The following is a 17936-nucleotide window of genomic DNA, read 5'->3' as shown; positions in this document are numbered from 1 at the left end:
TTCCACCTATCGACGTGTCTGAGGAAATTAGACCAGTACAGGGAGCAAACCTAGGCGGAGGGAGGTCTCTTCAAACCTCCACCACCTTCCCCCAATCGAACACCGGATTCTCCGGCTGCCCCGTCCGCCGCGAGATATACCCGCGTGGGTTGCAGACCACGCGCGAATCCTCGATCCAGTAGTCGAAGCTGGTATGCGTGTGGCCGTGAATCCAGACGTCGGCCTGTGCCACAAGGTCTGGGCGGCGGGAGATGAAGCCGGCGGAGACGATGTCGTGCGCGTAGCGCGCATCGAGGCTGCCCAGGTCCGGGCCGTGGTGCGTGACGACCACGGTCTTGCCGTCGAACGGTTGCGCTAGCACGTCGGCCAGCCAGGCGGTGGCGGCGTGATGGCGGGCGAGTGCGTCGGCGGGTGTGAAGCCGCGATGCGAGCCATCGGCATCGGTCGTGGCGATCAGGCGATGGTCCACCATCACCCGGGCGCAGGCTTCCATGGCCTCTTCCGCGCGGTTCTCGCCGTAGAGGCAGTAGTCGGTCCACCATGTCGTGCCGATCACGCGTACGCGCTGGCCGTCGGCTTCGGCAAACTCCGCCACGGCGCCGTTGAGCAGCGTCACATTGCCAGCCTCGGCGGCGCCTTCGGCCATCAGCGCATCGACTGTATCGAACGCGCTCTCGTAATACTCGTGGTTGCCTGGGATGTAGAGCACGGGCACGTCGAATGTGCGGGCGGCCCAGTCGATGCCGTCGCGGCCGTTGGCGATGTCGCCGGCCAGGATGACGAGGTCGGCCGCGCAGTCGGGTACGGGCTCGGACGGATTGTGTTCGACGTGAATGTCGCTGAGGACGCGCAGCTTCATGCAGGCTCCGGTTGTGGGGTGGCTGCGGTCGATTCTTCGAAAAAAAAGCGGCCCGGTCAAGGACCGAGCCGCAAAAGGAGCCAGGGGGGCCTCATGGCGCGTCATGGATACGCGCCGCAAGGGGCCACCATTGCCTGGGGCACTGGCGGGCCGCCGGCTCCATTCGGGGTCACTTCGCCAGGCGGGGCGGGACGTAGGCGCCGTAGTAGGGGCCTACGCCACCGCCGCTGTTGGTCACGGGCGCCCCACCCACGAAATGGCCTTGTACATACTTGCCTGACCCGCCCACAGCGGTCTCGATGTAGAACGCCGCGAACGCGACGATGGACATTTGCCCATTGGTCTGGAAGCCGGTGTTGGTGGGGTCCGACACGACGGGAATGATCACGGTCTTTCCCGTCAGCTCGCTGGCCACTTCGCCGAACAGGTTCGTCTTGGTGCCGGTCTGCACCCACACCTTGTCGCCGATCTTCATGGCTGGGCTGGGCGTATTGCCATTGATGATGTTCTTGGTGGCGGAGTCGCTATTCGTATTCGAGAAGAACGTGGTCCACTGGCCGGATTCGCATGGGCCGTAGTGATAGCTCGATCCGATCTTGAAACTCGTGGTGAGTGGCTGCCCCGTGGTGGGATTGAAGAACTGGCTGTAGAGGCAGGACGAGATCACCATGGGCAGCGGTGTAGCGCCCGCCAGCAGCGCGCCCGGTGCGGATACCACCGCCACGGCGGTGGCCGAAGTGCTGGCCGCAGATCCGCCAAAGACCTGCGCGAGCAGCATGGCCACGGGGCCGCCGTTGCTGCCCGCGCCGCGGCTGATCGTGACCTGGACGGCTGGCGCGTCGTTGGAAGTTGGCACGATGGTCTGCGCCTGCAGCGTGGCAGGCGAGCCGGCCAGGTTCCAGTAGCCGGCCTGTACAGCGCCCGTGCTAAGGGTCACGCCCGCCGCCTTGTTGAGTCCGATGGCCGATGTGCCGTTGCTGACCGCGTTGGTCCACTGCGGCGCAGGCGTGGCTGGGTAGAGCTTTGCCGCGCCCGCGAGTGCCGCGGCATCCGCGGCATTCTGCAGTTCGTTGCGCACCACCACGAGATGACCCACGTCGATGGCGATGGCACCGATCGACAGGATCGTGATCATCATGAAAGGCATCATGATGCCAATGGCGCCGCGTTGCCGACGAGGGCGGGACGATATGTTGGTTGGGCGATGTGTCATCACTGGCCTCCCTCGGGGTGCATGCCCGCTACTCGCAGAGCATGGTGGTCGATGCATTGATCGTGATCGGACCCGTGAACGGCCGGATCAGGGGACCCAGCAGCAGGCCATTGAAGTTGTAGGCCACCTGTACGGTGAGTGGCGTGCCGGTGGTGCTGCATGCCGTCACCGTGCCAGGGTAGGTGCAGGTGGCAGAGGCGCCGTAGGCCACGAGCTTGTTCTGGCAATAGTTCGTGGCTACCTGCTTGATCTGCGTGCTGGTCATTGCGGGCGTGCGCAGGATCACGCCGGCACGCGCCGCCTCGCGGCTGGCGTTGGTGATCACGGCCTTGTCGTATAGCGCGGTACCGAACTCGATCGCGCCGAACACGATGAACATCAGCAGCGGGAAGATCAGGGCGAATTCCACGGCTGCGGCTCCCCGGGCGCGTTGGCCGGAGGCAGCAGGGCGAGAGCGGGTGCGATGGCGCATGATGGTCTCCTTCGGATGGGGCGGAAGACTGGGGCGTGCCTATTGATTCGCCACCGAACGCAGTGCCGTGATGACCTGGATGGCGGCTGGTCCAAGCAGCACCACGAACAGCGACGGAAAGATGCAGAAGATCAGCGGGAAGAGGATCTTGGTGCCGATCTTTGCGGCGCGCTCCTCGGCCAGCATGTGGCGGCGCGTGCGGAGCATGTCCGAATGCACACGCAGCGAATCCGCCACGCTGGTGCCGAAGCGGTCGGCCTGGATCAGCATCGCCACGAGCATGCTCACGTCTTCCACGCCGGTGCGCGAGGCCAGGTTCCGCATGGCTTTCTCGCGCGGCAGGCCGGCACGCAACTCCAGCGTGAGAAGTTCGTATTCCTCGGCCATTGCGGGGCGCGCGCTGCGCATTTCCTCCACCACGCGCAGCACGGCCGCATCGAGACCCAGGCCAGCCTCCACGCAGACCATGATGAGGTCCAGGCTGTCGGGGAACGATTCGAAGATCTCGCGCTGGCGCCTGCGCACCTTGTGGCGCAGCACCAGGTCGGGCAGGTAGAACCCTGCCACGGCTGCGGCAAACATTGCCAGTGGCAGCTTGGCCTGCTGCGCGGGGTCGAGGTGCCCGGACAGCAGGACCCACATGACCAGGGGCAGGCCGGTCACAAGCAGCGTTTTCAGTGCGAAGTACACGGCCATGGCTTCCGGCTGGCGCCATCCTGCGTGGATGAAGCGCGTGCGCAGCGCGGAGTTTTCCCATCCCTCCTTCGGCAGCGATATCCGGGCGAGCGGACGGGCCAGCTTTTCGGCCTGGCGTAGCCAGCCCCTTTGTGGCGACGGCATTTCCACACCCGGTATCTCGCGATGGATCTGCCCCACGCGGCGCTGCACTGCACTGGGCCTTAGCAGCGCCATTGCCACGCAGGACACGCCGAAGACGATGACAAAGGTGGCCGTGAGCAGGAGGATGGTGGTCATGGGCATGATGGTCCGGGCTGGCGCCCGCCTCGGTTGCTGGCTGTCTCAGACATGAATCCGCACGATCTGGCGCATCCACACGATGCCCACGCAGGTCATGGCGATGGCCGCCCACAGCATTCGGATGCCGGCCGGATCGGTCCACAGCGTGGAAATCAGGTCAGGGTTGATCTGGTACACCAGGACGCCCATGACCAGCGGCAGCAGGGTCAGGATGACGCCGCCGAGACGCCCCTCGGCCGACAGCACGCGCACCTTGTCCAGCAGTTGCAGCCGCTTGCGGATCAGGGCGCCCACGTTGTCGAGGATCTCGGCCAGGTTGCCGCCCGATTCGCGCTGGATCATGATCGCGATGACCAGATAGCGCAGGTCTTCCAGAGGCACGCGGTCGGTCAGGCCCGCCAGTGCGTCGCCAATCGGGATGCCGTAGTTGATCTCGCCGAACACCAGTGCCAGTTCGTTGCCGATCGGGTCGGGCAGCTCCTGGCCGGCCATGTCGAGTGCGCTCGGCAGCGAATGCCCGGCGCGTAGCGCACGGCCGATCAGGTCGGCCGCCTCGGGCAATTGTTCTTCCAGCCGTGCGAGCCGCTTGCCCCGTTTGCGCATCACGAAAAGCGTGGGCAGGCAGGCCGCGCAGATGGCGATCGGCAACAGCGCAAACGCAGGCGGGTGGAAAGGCAGGAGCATGCCGATGGCGGCCACCGCAGCAAGGCCGGTCACCGCCAGCAGTCGGCCCACGGACCAGTCAAGCCCGGACTGGAGCAGGATCAGGTCGAGCGCCTCCACGCGCGGCAGCCGACGCAGCAGCCGTGTCATGCCAGGCGAGTCGCCCAGCACGCGCTGCTTCAGGATGCCGGCATCGGCACCGTGGCTGACGCTCTTGAGCATCGCCGCTTCCACGCGATGGCTGAAGCGCCGGGCACGCTGGCTGCGCGTCTGGTTCCACCATTGCCATGCGCCAAGCGCGCCCAGCAACAGGGCCAGGAAAAGCGAGACGGAAAATCCGACCATCGTGGCGTTCATGATCGTGCTCCTAGACTTCCTGCGTGGCAGCGGGGTCGAACAGCGTCTCAGGCAGATGAATGCCGAACGCTTGGAGCCGTTCGCAGAACTTGGGACGGACACCGGTGGCGCAGAAGTGGCCGCGGATGCGACCGTCGCGATCCACACCCTTGCGGCGGAACGTGAAGATCTCCTGCATGTTCACCACCTCGCCTTCCATGCCCGTGATCTCCTGCACGCTGACGAGTTTGCGGCGGCCATCGGTCAGGCGCGAAACCTGTACCACCACCGAGATCGCCGAGGTGACCTGCTGGCGCATGGTGCGCGTGGGCAGGTTCAGGCCGGCCATGCTGATCATGTTCTCCAGCCGCGTCAGTGCGTCGCGCGGCGTGTTGGCGTGGATGGTGGCGAGCGATCCTTCGTGGCCCGTGTTCATCGCGTGCAGCATGTCGAGTGCCTCGGCACCGCGCACTTCGCCCAGGATGATCCGGTCCGGCCGCATCCGCAGTGCGTTGCGTACCAGCGCCCGCTGCGTAATCTCGCCGCGTCCCTCGATATTGGCGGGCCGCGTTTCGAGCCGCAGTACGTGGTTCTGGCGCAATTGCAGTTCGGCCGCATCCTCGATCGTCACGATGCGCTCGTCGGCAGGAATGAAGCCGGAGAGAATATTGAGCAGCGTGGTCTTGCCGCTACCCGTGCCGCCCGAGATCAGTACGTTGAGCTTGGCGCGCACCATGGCGTCGAGCAACTGCGCCATCTGCGGCGTCAGCGTGCATAGCTCGACGAGGTCCTTGATCTGTAGCGGATTGACCGAGAAGCGACGGATCGAGAGCAGCGGGCCGTCGATGGCGGATGGCGGGATGATGGCGTTGATGCGCGAGCCGTCGGGCAGCCGGGCATCCACCATGGGGCTGGACTCGTCGATGCGCCGGCCCATGCGCGACACCATTTTCTCGATCACGCGCAGCAGGTGGGCGTCATCGAGAAACGTGACGTCCGTGAGTTCGAGCTTGCCATGCCGCTCCACATAGACATGCCGGGCCGTGTTGACGAGGATGTCCGAGATCGTGGGATCGGCCAGCAGCGGCTCCAGCGGGCCGTAGCCGAGCATCTCGTCCTGCACGTCGGAGACCAGGCGGCGGCGCTCGGCTTCGTTGACCGGGTGATTGCCCTCGTCGATGATCCGCTCCACCAGTTGCGCCAGTTCGCGCTTGACTTGTTCGGGCGTGAGCTGCTGCAGCCGCGCCAGTTCCACACGGTCGACGATGGTCTGGTGGATCTCCATCGCCAGTTGCTGGTAAACCTGGCTGACCGCGCCGGTGCCGTTCGCCTTGGCCACGCGCGGCGGCAGCGCCTCGCCGGCCTGCTGAAAGAGTTGTTCTCGCAAAGACATGATGGGCTCCAGGCAGGGGGGTCAGGCGCGCGCCGGGGCGGCTACCTGCGGACCATGGCCGAACAGCTTGCGCAGCAGGCTGTCGCGCTGCGGCGCAGTATCGGGAAACAGCTCGCCGACCATGTCGCCGAGCGCGCGGGTCAGTGCAGCTTTCGGCGCCACCTGTAGCAGCGGCAGGCCCTGATTGCTGGCATCGCGCACGGGCACGGTGTCGTTGGGCAGCACATGGGCAAAGCGCATGCCGAAGGCGTTTTCCATCGTCCGGAGATCGAGTGGGGCGTGCTTGTCCTGGCGGTTGAGCACCAGGCGCAGACGGTCGGCGTGATAGCCGAGCGAGCGGCAGATCTCAAGCAGCCGGTGACCGCCGCGCAGGTGCGAGAGGCTCGGCTGCAGCACTGGATAGATCAGGTTGCTGTGATCGAGCACGACGATGGATGCTGGATTGATGTCCTGCCCCACATCCAGCACCACGGCGTCGTATTGCTGCCGCGCGATGGTGAGCAGTCGTTCAAGATGGGCCGCCTTGATCTCGCCAGCCTTGACCGGATCGCCGGCGGCGGGCAGCACGTCGAAGCCTGGGCAGACATGCGTCACGCAGGCATCGAGCAAGGCAGCGTCGAGCCGGTCGATCTGGCGGCACACTTCGGCGAGCGTGGCGGGCGGCGTCTGGTCCGTCAGCACGAACGCAGCGTCGCCGTACTGCTGGCTCAGGTCCACCATCAGCACGCGTTTCTGATGGCGGACCGCCAGCAGGTGCGCGGTGTTGGCGGCGATGAACGTGGTGCCGCTGCCGCCCTTGCACGACAGGAAGGCCAGTACCTGCCCCTCGGCGCGGCCGTTGCTGAGTGCGTGGCTCGTGCAGCGCAGGAGTTCATCGCGGAATTCGCCGGGCTCGGGCGGCCATGGCAGCACGCCCTGTACACCCGCACGCATGGCGCGCATCAGGAGATCGGCGGAGGCGTGGCCGGTCAGCAACATGCACAGCGTGCCGGGCGCGTCGGTGCGCAGGCGGCGCAGCTGGGACAGATCGTCCGCGCTGAAGTCCGGGGCGGCCAGGATCAGCAGGTCGGTGCCGAGCGTGAGGCCGGGTTGCGCCAGCGCCAGCGTCGGCGCGGCCAGCATACGTTGCACCACATGGTTGGCGGACTGCGTGATGAGTCCGGCAACGTGCTGCAACTGCGATTCTTCGGCGGAGACAACGACGATCTTTGCCATGGCTCGCTCCCTGTAAGGATGACGAAAAGGGGCTTCAGCGGCCCATGCTGTTGAGGCCGCTGCTACCGCCGCCGTTCGCGGAGCCGACGCCGACCGTATAGCCATTGGCATCGCCCTGGGGCGCGCGGAACGACCCGTTGTAGCGGTCCATCGCCGCCGTGGCGGTGCGCCCGTCGACACTGGCGCCGGGGTTGGCGGGATTGCTGGCGTCGGGGTTCAGCGTCTGCATGGCGCGCACGGTGCGCACGGCATCGCCGAACTGCTTGTCGTAGAGCGGGGTCGAGGCCATGCAGCCGGCGAGGCTCGCAAGCACTGGCAGGAAGGCCGCGAGGGTGGCCGCGAGCAGGGTCGGGCGGAACAGCTTGTGGACGATCATGATGAGCTCCTGAAACGGGTTGGCGGTGGCGGGCGACTCAGCGATCCGACCGCGCCGGGATATCGGTGGCGGCCAGCGTGGCGTTGCCGCCAGCCGGTGCCTGCGTGAGCGGTGCCGGTGCGGAGCCGGGTGCGGGCATTGGCGCAGGCATCGATGTCGGGGCGGTAGCGGGCGATGCGCCGGGCATCGGTGCTGGCATGGCTGCCGGTGCCGTGGCGGGGCGAACCGGGTGGCCTTCCATGTTGCCGTTGATGTAGACCTCGCCGGGGCGAACCGGCCCGAAGGTGTCGGTCGGCATCGGATAGGACTGCGGCAGCGGCTTCACCAGGCGCGGCGTCACGACGAACATCAGTTCGGTGCGGTCCTGCTGGAAGTTCGTGCTGCGCATCAGCGCGCCCACCACCGGCAGCTCGCCCACGCCGGGCAGCGCCTTCAGGCTGCCAGTGATGTTGTTCTTGATGAGGCCGCCGATTGCGAAGCTCTGACCGTCGTACACCTGCAGCGTGGTGGAGGCCCGCCGCGTGTTGATGAGCGGCAGGATCGTGGCGCCGGACACATTCGGCGCGGTGAGCGCCACACCCGTCGGGGAGAGTTCCGATACCTCGGGCGCCACTTTCAGGTTGATGCGGCCGTTCTCCATCACCGTGGGCGTAAAGCGCAGGCCCACACCGAAGGTTTCTTCCTGGAGGATGATCGTCGTGGTATTGCCGCCGAAGCTCTGCGGGACGGGGATGAAGACCTTGCCGCCCGCCAGGAAGCTGGCCTCCTGTCCGCTGATTGCCATCAGGTTTGGCTCGGCCAGGATCTTGACGAGTCCGTCGCCGCGTTGCGCATCGAGCGCGAACTGCAACGGCAGGTTGTTGTTCTTGCTGAAGGTGATCAGGTCCGGCGCGCCGGAGGACAGGAAGTTGGCAAGCAGGCCGAAGTTCCAGCTTCCGAATGCCCCCGCGAGGTTGGCCGCCGAGCCCATCTGGTCGATCAGCGTCTTGGAGACCTCGGCCACCTTGACTTCGAGCATGACCTGCTGCGGCGCCTCGACCACCATCATGTTGATGATGCGCGGGCTGCGTATCGGCATGCCGGCCGTGGCCGGGTTCACGAGTTGTGCGATCGGCGTTTGCTGCGCCGCCGCCGGGGCCTGCTGGGTTTGCGTAGGGCCGCGCGTTTGCCGGACCACGAACGCGTTGGCGATGTCGAGCACCTTCTGCGCCTGCACGGCGTCGGCCACGGTGCCGGTCAGTACGAGACTGTCGGCAGCCGACGACACCTTGACGCGGCTTGCCTCGGGCAGCAACTGGCGCAGCGTGGCCTGCAACCCGCCAGGGTCTGCGCCCACGATGACATCGATCACGCTGCACGATCCGCTGCGGCCCTGCACGATCATGTTGGTCGTACCCACCTCCTGGCCCAGTACGTAGAGCGTCTGCGGCGAGACCAGCATGGCTTGCGCGACGTGCGGATTGCCGAGCGAGCGGTTTCGCACAGCTTCGGGCATCTCGATCATTGTGGACTTGCCGACGGCCACCGCTACCTCGCGGCGGTCGCGCACGGCGCCCGTGCAGTTCGGTCCGCGTGCCGCCGCCGCTGCCGATGCCTGCTGGGCGCGCTGGGCTGCGGCGGCGTCGCCGACGGGCTGTTGCGCCACAAGCTGGACTGGCACGCCGGCGCTGCTGGCGGCGGCAATGGCCGCCTCGATGGCCGCCTGGCCGTAGGTTTTGCCGCTGGCCACGGCGGCCAGCGCCGCGAGTGCCAGGATCGAGATGTGCAGGCGCGTGCCGGCAGCGCGCGGCAAGCCGCGGCCTGTGAGGTTGCTTTCCATGATGTTCCCCCGGTGGTTCGCCGTTTTCGGGAGCAGTGTCCGGTGTGGCCTGCTTCCTCTGGTCAACGGGTGCCGTTGTAGTGGTGGTTCAGAAGCATTCCTGGTTGTGCTGGGTGCCGTTGATCACGCCCACGCAGTTGCCAGGCTTGCGCTCGGCCATCTGGCGCACGGTCACGGTCCGGATCGACGGGGCAGCCACGGCCACGACGGGCACCTTGAGCAGGGAATCCTTGGTGGCACCCGCCGTCTCGGCAGGACGCGGGTCTACCTGGTTGCGCAACACCAGGGAGAGGTTGCCCACGCTGCGCGCCAGGTCGATCTTCTCGGCTTCCTCGGGCGTGACTTCCAGCGTGACCGCATTCACGACCTTCGGCTTGGTCTCGTCGCGATTGACCTCTTGCGCCACGGCCAGCACCAGGATCTTCTCGAGCACGATCTTCGAAATCGACTGCTCGCCTTTCTCCGCGTGGCTGGCGCTGGGCTTGCCGTCCTTGTCGCGCTGCGTATTGACGATGATGTCGACGAAACTGCCCGGCAATGCAAAACCGGCCACGCCGACTACATCGTTCACACGTACGGTGATGGCGCGCTTGCCGCTGGCGATGACGGCAGAGAGTCCGCCCTTGGTACCCACCGGCGTGAGCTTGGATTCAAGGATCGGCTCGCCGCGCGTGAGGCTGGCCTTGGTGACGCGGCCGTCGAGCAGGTGCGCGTCGTTGACCACGCCGGGCGGCAGGCTGGCCGAAGGCCAGTCCACCAGCCGGATGGATTCGGCGGTGATTTGCTGGCCCAGGTCGATGTCGGCATTGGCGACAGCCACCTTGGTAATGCCGCTGGCGCCTTGCTGCATGAGCCAGCGGGAAGCCAGTACCACGGCGGTCAGTCCGGCAACGGTGGCGATCAGCAGCATGAACAGGATGCGGAGGTTCTTCATGATGGTCTCCGTTCAGAACAGGAAGGTGCGGCGGGCCCGCACGATGCGGCAGGCTGGCGGCGTGACGGGGCGGCCGGCTGGCCTGCCGCGCAACGGTGCCCGGCGGGCGCTAACGCTATGCCGCGCGGTGGTCTGCTGCACGGCGTTTCTGTGGCGATGTGGCGCTGCGCAGGGCCGGGCCGACCCCTGTTGCGCATGTGTGCGGCTGCTGTCTGGCATGGCCGTCTCCCGTTCCCGCCAACGTCCGGGCTGTGCCGGCATCGGCCTTGTACTTCGTTCTTGCGCACGGACGTTGCCGTGCGATTGCGCTCCGCGCCGGCAGGTGCCGGTTCAGAGCACCTCCCACTTCACCAGCAAGACGCCCGCCGCAATGGCAATCGCGTAGGGCAGCCGTGCTGTGGCAGAACTGCCGGCCTCGCTGGCCGGATCGATGCGTGCGGCGGTGGTGGCGGTGCGTCCGAAAGGCAATGCCATCAGCAGCGAACCCAGCGCGGTCAGCGCCTGCCGCGAAGGCCGATGCAGCAACATCGCCGCGAGTGCCAGCAAGCCACCGACCAGAAAGCTCGCCAGCGCGGCGTGTGCGGCGCCAAGTGGGCCCAGGAAGGCGCCCGCCGCCCCCATCAACTTCACGTCGCCGGCCCCCAGGCCGCCGAAGAGATAGATGGCCAGGAACAGTCCCATCCCCGTCGCCAGGCCGCCTATCCACTGCCAGGCGCCGGCAGTGAAGCCCAACGCCGCGATCTGGAAGCCCAGGGCGGCCACGAGTCCGGCAGCCACAAGGGCGTTCGGAATGCGGCGCGAGCGGGCATCGCTGACCGCCGCCACGACGACCATCGCGGCCAGGCCCAGGTTGGCAAGTGCGGCGAATGTGATCATGGCGGTTCCCCCGGTCAGGCGGTCGTTGTCAGCCGTGCGTCGGCACGATGGCCGGGCATGGCGTGGAAATCTGTGCTGGGTGGCGGACCGGCCCGCTGGCGCGTCGGGCCGGCCCTGCCTGCGGCGGCTGGCTCAGGCGCCCTGCAGGCCGGCGACGATGTTGCCCCAGATGCCGCCCACGGCAGCTTTCACGTCGCCGCCGAAGCCCACCATCACCAGGGCCACGAAGGCGAGCAGAAGGGCATATTCCACGCCCGCTGCGCCGTCTTCTTCACGAACAAAACGCTTGATTCCATCGAACATGGCTTTCATGTCCTTCTCCTTGACGTCATGGTTTTGGAAAAAAGCGCCCGCTGGAGGTCGGGCACAAGGTTTCGGCCGATAATGCTGACCGAGGCCAAACCGCAAAGCTGTCACTGACGTGGCGTCTGTGCGATTCCACCTGGCTCAGGCGATGCGTTTCCGGAACCAATCCGGTTGCACATCTTCGCCCGATGTCAGGCCGCTTCCGGCGGCACCAACATCCCGAGTGGGCGCCGTGGTCCGATCCGTCCTGCTCTCCAGGGATCGTTCCACGCCTGAATGCGCTGCAACCTGCTGGCGGTCGGGCCTGTTGCCGGCCTTCTACGCCTCGGGGGGCACTGCAGCGTGCCGCCCCTGTTTCGCTCCCTCGATCTGACCGTCTGGTCCGATCACCCGTCCCACTTGTTGTGTTCGGTCTGTGTGCCCTGGCTCCCTCTGCTGCGGAACCTGCTGGCCTGCCGTGGTTGCGAGGGCATTGAGCGACGAACGTGCCACTGTCGCCAAGTCATTGATTTTTAAAGGGGTGAGGGTTTTGGCGATGCGTCGTGGACGAAACTGTGTAACTGAATGTTTCGAAACGCGAGCGTGATGCCCAAGGCAGAAAACGCGTAGAAACCCGCGAATTGGCTGGCAAATGTGCGGAGAAGCGTGCTTCAAACAGACGGCGCGGTATCGCAAGCGCCGCTTTGTAAGCGTTATGCAGCAAACGCTACAGATGGCCAAAAACGTTTCATTTTTGAAGCGCCTGATACGGCATTGACGGTGTGGCCCATCCGGGGGAGGGTACTGTCCGGCTGAGGCCTACCCCCTGAACGGATGTAGCGCGGCGTGCCCAGCAGCGCGTTGCGAGCACCAGGCGGGCTACGCCACGAGCGATCTGCGCCTCATCCTTTTGAACGATGCCGATTGCAGATGGATCGTTCTGGATACCTGGCTATCGGCCTGATGGAGGAGAAATCATGCTCACCGGTGCCGGATCAAGCGATGGGCAAAATGGTTGCATTGATGAAACTTCAGGCGCTATGAGGCGAAAGTTGTTGCGAAATTGAAGTGCTTTTATGGGCCTATTTGACAGCTTCGTCATGCAATCTGTTTCAGCCGCGAGACGGCCATGTAGATTCTTCAGCCTGCGCCTTGAGCCAGGCATGGAACTGCTGGATGGCCTTTTCGCGAGGATTGCCCTCGCGCCACGTCACCCAGTAGTGCAGGCTCGACGGGATGCGTGTCTCGCCGATCTGCACAAGCTGGCCGCTCGCCAGATAGTCGTTGGCCAGTTGCGCACGGGCCGTGGCCACGCCCAGCCCGGCCACGGCGGACTGAAGCATCAGCCCGGCATCCTGGAAGATCGGCCCGCGCTCGGGCTCATCCGGCGGCAAGCCGGCCAGCAGCAGCCAGTCGCGCCATGGCCGCAGCGCAAACCGCAGCATGGGCAGGCGGGGCAGGTCGGCCAGCGTGAATCCCGGATAGCGCGCCAGCAGCGCGGGGCTGGCCACGGCGATGACATGGTCTTCGATCAGGTTGTGGCATTCGAACCCGGGCAGGTCCACGCGCTGGTGCCAGATGCCGACATCGACCGAATACGGATCGGGCGGCGAGATCTCGGCATGCAGCCGCAGGTGCAGGTCGAGTTCGGGCGCCTGCGCGTGCAGGCTGGGCAATCGGCGGATCAGCCATGCGTTGGCGAGATCGGCCATCACGCTGACCTGGAGGCGTACCACCGGCGGGCCGGCCACGTCGCTGGCCTCGCGCAGTGCCGATTCCAGTTGATCGAGCGCGCCACGTACCTGTTCCGCCAGCCGGGCGCCCGCGCTGGTAGGCGTCATCGTCAGCCCGGTGCGCCGGAACAGCTTGGTGCCGAGGTTGTCCTCCAGCGCGCGGATGTGATGACTGATGGCACTGTGGGTGAGCGCCAACTCTTCGGCAGCCCGTGAAAAGCTCCGGTGGCGCGCGGCAGCTTCCAGTGCCCGCAGCGCCTGAAGCGGCGGCAGGTGAGGCGGACGGGGCGGTCGGATATCGGACAAGGGCAGTGGGGGCGGGGCGGCTGGGGCGAGGTCGTCAAATTCTACTCACAATTGCGGCGGGTATCTTTCGTTGGATTTGCACCACGATGGTGATCACAATGGCGGCATGACTGCATCCTCAGCCCAACCCATGCCGCGCAGCGGCACACCGGCCCTGGAGCCGCGCCACGCCTCGCCTGCCCGCTGGCGCGTGCTCGCGCTGTTTTCGCTCGGCTTCCTGGTCTCCTATATCTTCCGGGGCGTGAATCTCGGCTTCGCGCCGTTTCTCACGCGCGATCTCGGACTGACCGCTGGCGACCTCGGCCTGCTCACGAGCTTCTACTTCCTTGGCTTCGCCTGCGCGCAATTGCCGGCTGGCATCCTGCTGGACCGCTTCGGTCCGCGCCGCACGGAGGCTGCCTTGCTGCTGCTGGCCGTGGCAGGCTCGTTCATCTTCGCCTTTGCACCGGGCATGGCCGGACTGGCGGCGGGCCGCGCGATGATTGGCGTCGGTGTCTCGGTCTGCCTCGGGGCGGCCATCCAGGCGCTGTCGATGTGGTTCCCGCTCGCGCGCATGCCGTTCCTGAACGGGCTGGTGATGGCCATCGGCGGCATGGGGGCGGTGGTCGTCGGCGCGCCGCTGTCTTGGCTGCTCTCGGTGACGGACTGGCGCACGGTCAGCATCGGCATGGGCGTCGTCTCGTTCGGCATGGCGCTGCTGCTCTGGTTTGGCGTGCCCGACGCCCGGCGTCCTGGCAAGGAGAGTTTTGCCGAGCAGATGCGCGGTACACGGCTGATTCTCGGCAGCGAGCGGTTCTGGCGCGTGGTGCCGCTGACGCTGCTGAATCAGGGGATTTTTCTGGCTGTGCAGACGCTGTGGGTCAGCGCGTTCATGCACGACGTGCAGGGCCTCGACGCCAGCGCCAGCGCGCGGCTGGTCTCCGTGATCGGCCTGGCGATGATGGGCGGGTGCGTGGGCGCCGGCTGGGCAGCGCGACATCTGGAGCGGCGCGGCATCAGTCTCTACGCGTTCGCGGGCTTCGGCATGATCGCGTTCATCGTGATCCAGTTGCTGCTGATGGCGCGGCTGCCGTTCATCCCGCTGGCGCTGCTGTGGGGCGCCTATGGCGTGTTCGGATCGAGTGGCATCCTGACCTACGCGCTGCTGGCGCGCCGTTTTCCCGACAACCTGATTGGCCGTGCCACCACGGCGATGACGCTGACCGTGTTCCTGGCAACCTTTGTGTTCCAGGTAGGCATCGGTTTCGTGCTCGATTTCTTCCCCTCCACCGATGGACGGCATCCTGTCTCGGCCCATCTGATGGTCTGGGGCGGGCTGGTCGTGGTGCAGGTGCTGGCCGCCATCTGGTATCTGATGGAGAAGAAGCAGCCGAAAGCGACGAAAGCGACGTAAGCGACGTAAGCGACGATAGCGGCCTGACACCCCACTTCTGATACTCGTATGAGGTATTGGTGAACGTTTGAATCGCTCGCCACACTCTTCCGCATTGGACAACAGAGCCAAACGGAGGGGTCATGTTCGAGGGATTCCAGGCAGTGCCCGGTGCGGTAGTGCCGTACCAGTACAACTGGCCGATGGTTGGCCTGTCGTTTCTCATCTCGGTCTGTGGCGCCTACGTGGCGCTGCGCTGGTCGCGCGGCATTCGTCGAGCCGATGGGTCGATCGATGCCGACCGGCTGCTCTGTGCCAGCGTGGCACTCGGCGGTGGAGCGGTGTGGGCGATGCACTTCATCGGCATGGTGGCGTATCGCACGCCTACCGGACGCGAGTTCGACCTGCTGACAACGCTGGGTTCACTGGTCGTGGTCATGGCGTTCGTGGCCGCCGGACTGGCGCGGGCATCGCGCCACACAGGCAGCGTGCCGGGCAATATCGTCGCGGGCGGCGTGCTGACGGGGCTGGGCGTCACGACGATGCACTACACCGGCATGGCCGCTATCCATACCAACAGCCGTTTTGAATGGGACTGGAACATCGTCGCGCTGTCGACGGGCATCGCCGTGGTGGTATCGATTGTCGGCCTGTGGCTGGCAACGACCGTGAAGACGCGCGGCTGGCAGGTGGTGGCCGCGTTTGTGATGGGCGTGGCGGTCTGCGGCATGCACTACACAGGCATGGCAGCGGGCACGATGATCTGCACGAGCCGTACCTACTCGCCCACGCTGCTCGCGCTCGAAGGGACAAACATGGGCTACGCGATCTTTGCGCTGGCGGCTGCGGTGCTGACGTTCATCTTCATCGTCGAGGCAACCCGCAGCGCGGCGCGCGCGAAGTAGGGTTCAGAGGACGATGGGCCGGTCGTCGAGTTCGTTGGGGTTGTGTCCTGCCGAGGCCGGGAAGTGCTGGATCAGCAGCGCGTGAATCTGGGCGATGGCATGCAGCACGGGTTGGACGCAGAGCTTCTCGCGCAGGCCCTGCACGAGTTCGTCGCAGATGCCGCGCCACGCCTCGGCGTTGACGCAGGCATCGATGCCGCGATCGGCCAGTAGCTCCACGGCGTGATCTGCCAGATTGATATAGAGCAGCACGCCCGAGTGATCCTCGGTATTCCAGACTTCCAGCGCGCCAAACAGTGCACGCGCTCGATCACGCGGTGTGGTGCCGCGCCACGCGAGCCCCAGCGGCAGGCTGGATTCGATCACCACGCGCACTTCGCCGCGATGATGCTGCTCGCCCCTGTGCACGGCCACCTGGATCTGATGCCGCGCCTCATCGGGAAACGCGCGGCGCGCCACGCTCGGGCCGGTACCGAAATGCCGGAGCGTGCGCTGCAGCGAGACGCCGAGCGGAGGACGCGATGCCTTGGGTGTCTTCATCGCCGCTCCTTACCAGTTGCCCGAGGCGCCGCCGCCATCGAAGCCGCCACCGCCACCGCCTCCGAAACCGCCCCCTCCGCCACCGCCGCCGAAGCCGCCACCACCACTTCCCCAGTGGCGCCCAATCTCGTAGCCCGTCATGCCGCCCAGCCCGCCAGCCGTGCCCGACGGCCAGCCGCGGCGGCTCGTCACGACATAGGGCTGCCGTCCGCGCCGCATGAGCGCCGACACAAAGAAGAACACGATGATGGCGATGGGGAACAGCACAGGCAGCCAGTCGCCAAGGCCATCGTCCTTCGCCTTGGCGCGGTCGGGACCGGCCAGCCCCTCCTTGTCGATGGTGGCTTGTATCGCCGAGATGCCCGCGGCCAGACCACCATAAAAATCATTCTGACGGAAATGCGGTGCCATGACGTCGCGCATGATGCGGGCCGACATCGCATCGGTCAGCGACCCCTGCACCCCCCGGCCCACTTCGAGCCGCATCTTGCGCAGCCCTGGCGGGTTGTCCTTGGCGATCATCACGATGACGCCGTCATCCACACCCTTGCGGCCCGCCTTCCATGCCTCCGCCACGCGGATGCTGTACTGGTCGATGGTCTCCGGCTCGGTGGTCGGCACCATCAACACGAAGATCTGGCTGCCGCGCTGCTGCTCGTACTCGGCCAGCACGTTCTCCAGCGCATTGCGCTGGTCGGCGCTCAGCGTGTTAGTCAGATCGGTGACGCGGGCCTGCAGCGGCGGCACGGCCACGAAACCATCGGCCGCCCATGCGGGCACGGCCAGCAGCCACATCAGGCAGCAGAAGGAGATCAGCCTGCGCATCATCGTTTCGCGGCGCTCAGAACTTCACGGCCGGCGGCGCGGAGATGGCTTTCTCGTTCTCCACCGTGAACGATGGCTTGACCGGGTACTTGAACACCATCGCGGTCAGGTTGGTCGGGAAGCTGCGCGCCAGCACGTTGTAGTCCTGCACGGCGGCGATATAGCGCTGGCGGGCCACCGTGATGCGGTTTTCTGTGCCTTCGAGTTGCGATTGCAGATCGCGGAAGGCGGCATCGGCCTTCAACTGCGGATAGTTTTCGGCCACTGCCAGCAGTCGCGACAGCGCGCCGGTCAACTGACCCTGCGCCTGCTGGAATTTCGCGAACGCCTCGGGATCGTTCAGCGTCTCGGGCGTGACCTGGATGCTCGTGGCCTGCGCCCGCGCCCGCGTCACCGCCTCCAGCGTCTCGCGCTCATGGCTGGCATAGCCCTTGACCGTCGCCACGAGGTTTGGAATCAGGTCGGCGCGGCGCTGGTACTGATTCACCACCTCGCCCCACGACGCCTTCACGGCCTCGTCCTTCTTCTGGAAATCGTTGTAGCCGCATGCCGAAAGCAGGCTGGCGAACAGGACCAGCACCAGCCAGCGGAACAGGGCGGAAGCATTGCGCATGGTGAGCACTCCGAAAATCGAAAAGGCAAATATGGAGTGTAGTGCAGGTGATGTGGCGGGGATGTTCAATTTCTGTGGGCGTCGAGCGAGGGCATGCGGCGTTTGGGCAGCCGTGGTAGATTCGCTCCCATGCCGCAGACAGCCATCCTTTTTGCCTCCGCGCACGTTCCCGCTTCGGGCACGTCGATGATGGCTGCCTGCGCCAAAGCCAAAAAACAGTCGC

18 protein-coding genes are annotated in these 17936 nt (G+C 66.0%); 2 read left to right on the top strand and 16 right to left on the bottom strand.

The features are described 5' to 3' along the window. Positions 1 to 70: 70 nt before the first annotated feature. From ABDB81_RS25090 to ABDB81_RS25030, 13 genes are all read right to left on the bottom strand, one after another. Positions 71 to 859 carry a metallophosphoesterase gene (locus ABDB81_RS25090; protein ID WP_346813899.1) on the bottom strand — a complete coding sequence of 263 codons (789 nt, stop codon included), beginning with the start codon at positions 857 to 859 and terminating at the stop codon, positions 71 to 73. A 169-nt stretch (positions 860 to 1028) separates the two neighbouring features. Continuing rightward, positions 1029 to 2072 carry a TadG family pilus assembly protein gene (locus ABDB81_RS25085; RefSeq protein ID WP_137927509.1) on the bottom strand — a complete coding sequence of 348 codons (1044 nt, stop codon included), beginning with the start codon at positions 2070 to 2072 and terminating at the stop codon, positions 1029 to 1031. A 28-nt stretch (positions 2073 to 2100) separates the two neighbouring features. Beyond that, positions 2101 to 2544, bottom strand: a complete 444-nt coding sequence (locus ABDB81_RS25080; protein ID WP_137927508.1) for a TadE/TadG family type IV pilus assembly protein — start codon at positions 2542 to 2544, stop codon at positions 2101 to 2103. A gap of 39 nt (positions 2545 to 2583) precedes the next feature. Next, positions 2584 to 3525 carry a type II secretion system F family protein gene (locus ABDB81_RS25075; RefSeq protein ID WP_137927507.1) on the bottom strand — a complete coding sequence of 314 codons (942 nt, stop codon included), beginning with the start codon at positions 3523 to 3525 and terminating at the stop codon, positions 2584 to 2586. Between the two features lie 39 nt (positions 3526 to 3564). Further along, positions 3565 to 4542 (bottom strand): type II secretion system F family protein, encoded by a 978-nt coding sequence (locus ABDB81_RS25070; RefSeq protein WP_346813898.1) that lies wholly within the window; start codon positions 4540 to 4542, stop codon positions 3565 to 3567. Positions 4543 to 4552: 10 nt separating this feature from the next. Next, the gene (locus ABDB81_RS25065; protein WP_346813897.1) at positions 4553 to 5914 is read right to left on the bottom strand and encodes a CpaF family protein; all 1362 of its coding nucleotides are present in this window, start codon (positions 5912 to 5914) and stop codon (positions 4553 to 4555) included. 21 nt (positions 5915 to 5935) lie between these two features. Further along, complete coding sequence (locus ABDB81_RS25060; protein ID WP_137927504.1) at positions 5936 to 7129, bottom strand: CpaE family protein; 1194 nt, start codon at positions 7127 to 7129, stop codon at positions 5936 to 5938. Between the two features lie 34 nt (positions 7130 to 7163). Then, positions 7164 to 7505, bottom strand: a complete 342-nt coding sequence (locus tag ABDB81_RS25055; protein WP_346813896.1) for a hypothetical protein — start codon at positions 7503 to 7505, stop codon at positions 7164 to 7166. A gap of 37 nt (positions 7506 to 7542) precedes the next feature. After that, on the bottom strand, positions 7543 to 9324 hold the full coding sequence (locus ABDB81_RS25050) for a type II and III secretion system protein family protein (protein WP_137927503.1): 1782 nt from the start codon (positions 9322 to 9324) through the stop codon (positions 7543 to 7545). Between the two features lie 88 nt (positions 9325 to 9412). Next, positions 9413 to 10258, bottom strand: coding sequence for a Flp pilus assembly protein CpaB (gene cpaB, locus ABDB81_RS25045; RefSeq protein WP_137927502.1), 846 nt, complete (start codon positions 10256 to 10258; stop codon positions 9413 to 9415). A 330-nt stretch (positions 10259 to 10588) separates the two neighbouring features. Continuing rightward, complete coding sequence (locus tag ABDB81_RS25040) at positions 10589 to 11134, bottom strand: prepilin peptidase (protein WP_160471613.1); 546 nt, start codon at positions 11132 to 11134, stop codon at positions 10589 to 10591. Between the two features lie 132 nt (positions 11135 to 11266). Continuing rightward, on the bottom strand, positions 11267 to 11446 hold the full coding sequence (locus ABDB81_RS25035) for a Flp family type IVb pilin (protein WP_137927500.1): 180 nt from the start codon (positions 11444 to 11446) through the stop codon (positions 11267 to 11269). A 1085-nt stretch (positions 11447 to 12531) separates the two neighbouring features. Next, on the bottom strand, positions 12532 to 13458 hold the full coding sequence (locus tag ABDB81_RS25030) for a LysR substrate-binding domain-containing protein (protein ID WP_346813895.1): 927 nt from the start codon (positions 13456 to 13458) through the stop codon (positions 12532 to 12534). Between the two features lie 106 nt (positions 13459 to 13564). On the opposite strand from ABDB81_RS25030, the gene ABDB81_RS25025 reads away from it, so the two are divergent. After that, positions 13565 to 14851 carry an MFS transporter gene (locus ABDB81_RS25025; protein WP_346813894.1) on the top strand — a complete coding sequence of 429 codons (1287 nt, stop codon included), beginning with the start codon at positions 13565 to 13567 and terminating at the stop codon, positions 14849 to 14851. A gap of 122 nt (positions 14852 to 14973) precedes the next feature. Next, positions 14974 to 15735, top strand: coding sequence for an MHYT domain-containing protein (locus ABDB81_RS25020; protein ID WP_346813893.1), 762 nt, complete (start codon positions 14974 to 14976; stop codon positions 15733 to 15735). Positions 15736 to 15738: 3 nt separating this feature from the next. On the opposite strand, the gene ABDB81_RS25015 is transcribed toward ABDB81_RS25020, so the two are convergent. From ABDB81_RS25015 to ABDB81_RS25005, 3 genes are read right to left on the bottom strand one after another with little or no spacing between them, the layout of a single operon-like run. Then, positions 15739 to 16275, bottom strand: coding sequence for a TPM domain-containing protein (locus ABDB81_RS25015; protein ID WP_137928640.1), 537 nt, complete (start codon positions 16273 to 16275; stop codon positions 15739 to 15741). A gap of 9 nt (positions 16276 to 16284) precedes the next feature. Beyond that, a complete protein-coding gene (locus tag ABDB81_RS25010; protein WP_346813892.1) occupies positions 16285 to 17103 on the bottom strand; it encodes a YgcG family protein in 819 nt (272 codons plus the stop codon). Positions 17104 to 17116: 13 nt separating this feature from the next. Next, positions 17117 to 17713: a LemA family protein gene (locus ABDB81_RS25005; RefSeq protein ID WP_346813891.1), complete on the bottom strand. Its 597-nt coding sequence runs from the start codon at positions 17711 to 17713 to the stop codon at positions 17117 to 17119. Positions 17714 to 17936: the final 223 nt, after the last annotated feature.

Origin of the sequence: Cupriavidus sp. DL-D2, from assembly GCF_039710735.1 — a bacterium.
Taxonomy (GTDB): domain Bacteria; phylum Pseudomonadota; class Gammaproteobacteria; order Burkholderiales; family Burkholderiaceae; genus Cupriavidus.
The sequence above is the reverse complement of the archived record's forward strand: the minus strand, read 5'-3'. Positions and strand labels throughout refer to the sequence as shown.

Bases quoted from the DNA above. Each gene is read 5' to 3' on its own strand.
- ABDB81_RS25090 (WP_346813899.1), bottom strand. From the start codon at position 859: ATGAAGCTGCGCGTCCTCAGCGACATTCACGTCGAACACAATCCGTCC.
- ABDB81_RS25085 (WP_137927509.1), bottom strand. From the start codon at position 2,072: ATGACACATCGCCCAACCAACATATCGTCCCGCCCTCGTCGGCAACGC.
- ABDB81_RS25080 (WP_137927508.1), bottom strand. From the start codon at position 2,544: ATGCGCCATCGCACCCGCTCTCGCCCTGCTGCCTCCGGCCAACGCGCC.
- ABDB81_RS25075 (WP_137927507.1), bottom strand. From the start codon at position 3,525: ATGCCCATGACCACCATCCTCCTGCTCACGGCCACCTTTGTCATCGTC.
- ABDB81_RS25070 (WP_346813898.1), bottom strand. From the start codon at position 4,542: ATGAACGCCACGATGGTCGGATTTTCCGTCTCGCTTTTCCTGGCCCTG.
- ABDB81_RS25065 (WP_346813897.1), bottom strand. From the start codon at position 5,914: ATGTCTTTGCGAGAACAACTCTTTCAGCAGGCCGGCGAGGCGCTGCCG.
- ABDB81_RS25060 (WP_137927504.1), bottom strand. From the start codon at position 7,129: ATGGCAAAGATCGTCGTTGTCTCCGCCGAAGAATCGCAGTTGCAGCAC.
- ABDB81_RS25055 (WP_346813896.1), bottom strand. From the start codon at position 7,505: ATGATCGTCCACAAGCTGTTCCGCCCGACCCTGCTCGCGGCCACCCTC.
- ABDB81_RS25050 (WP_137927503.1), bottom strand. From the start codon at position 9,324: ATGGAAAGCAACCTCACAGGCCGCGGCTTGCCGCGCGCTGCCGGCACG.
- cpaB (WP_137927502.1), bottom strand. From the start codon at position 10,258: ATGAAGAACCTCCGCATCCTGTTCATGCTGCTGATCGCCACCGTTGCC.
- ABDB81_RS25040 (WP_160471613.1), bottom strand. From the start codon at position 11,134: ATGATCACATTCGCCGCACTTGCCAACCTGGGCCTGGCCGCGATGGTC.
- ABDB81_RS25035 (WP_137927500.1), bottom strand. From the start codon at position 11,446: ATGAAAGCCATGTTCGATGGAATCAAGCGTTTTGTTCGTGAAGAAGAC.
- ABDB81_RS25025 (WP_346813894.1), top strand. From the start codon at position 13,565: ATGACTGCATCCTCAGCCCAACCCATGCCGCGCAGCGGCACACCGGCC.
- ABDB81_RS25020 (WP_346813893.1), top strand. From the start codon at position 14,974: ATGTTCGAGGGATTCCAGGCAGTGCCCGGTGCGGTAGTGCCGTACCAG.
- ABDB81_RS25015 (WP_137928640.1), bottom strand. From the start codon at position 16,275: ATGAAGACACCCAAGGCATCGCGTCCTCCGCTCGGCGTCTCGCTGCAG.
- ABDB81_RS25010 (WP_346813892.1), bottom strand. From the start codon at position 17,103: ATGATGCGCAGGCTGATCTCCTTCTGCTGCCTGATGTGGCTGCTGGCC.
- ABDB81_RS25005 (WP_346813891.1), bottom strand. From the start codon at position 17,713: ATGCGCAATGCTTCCGCCCTGTTCCGCTGGCTGGTGCTGGTCCTGTTC.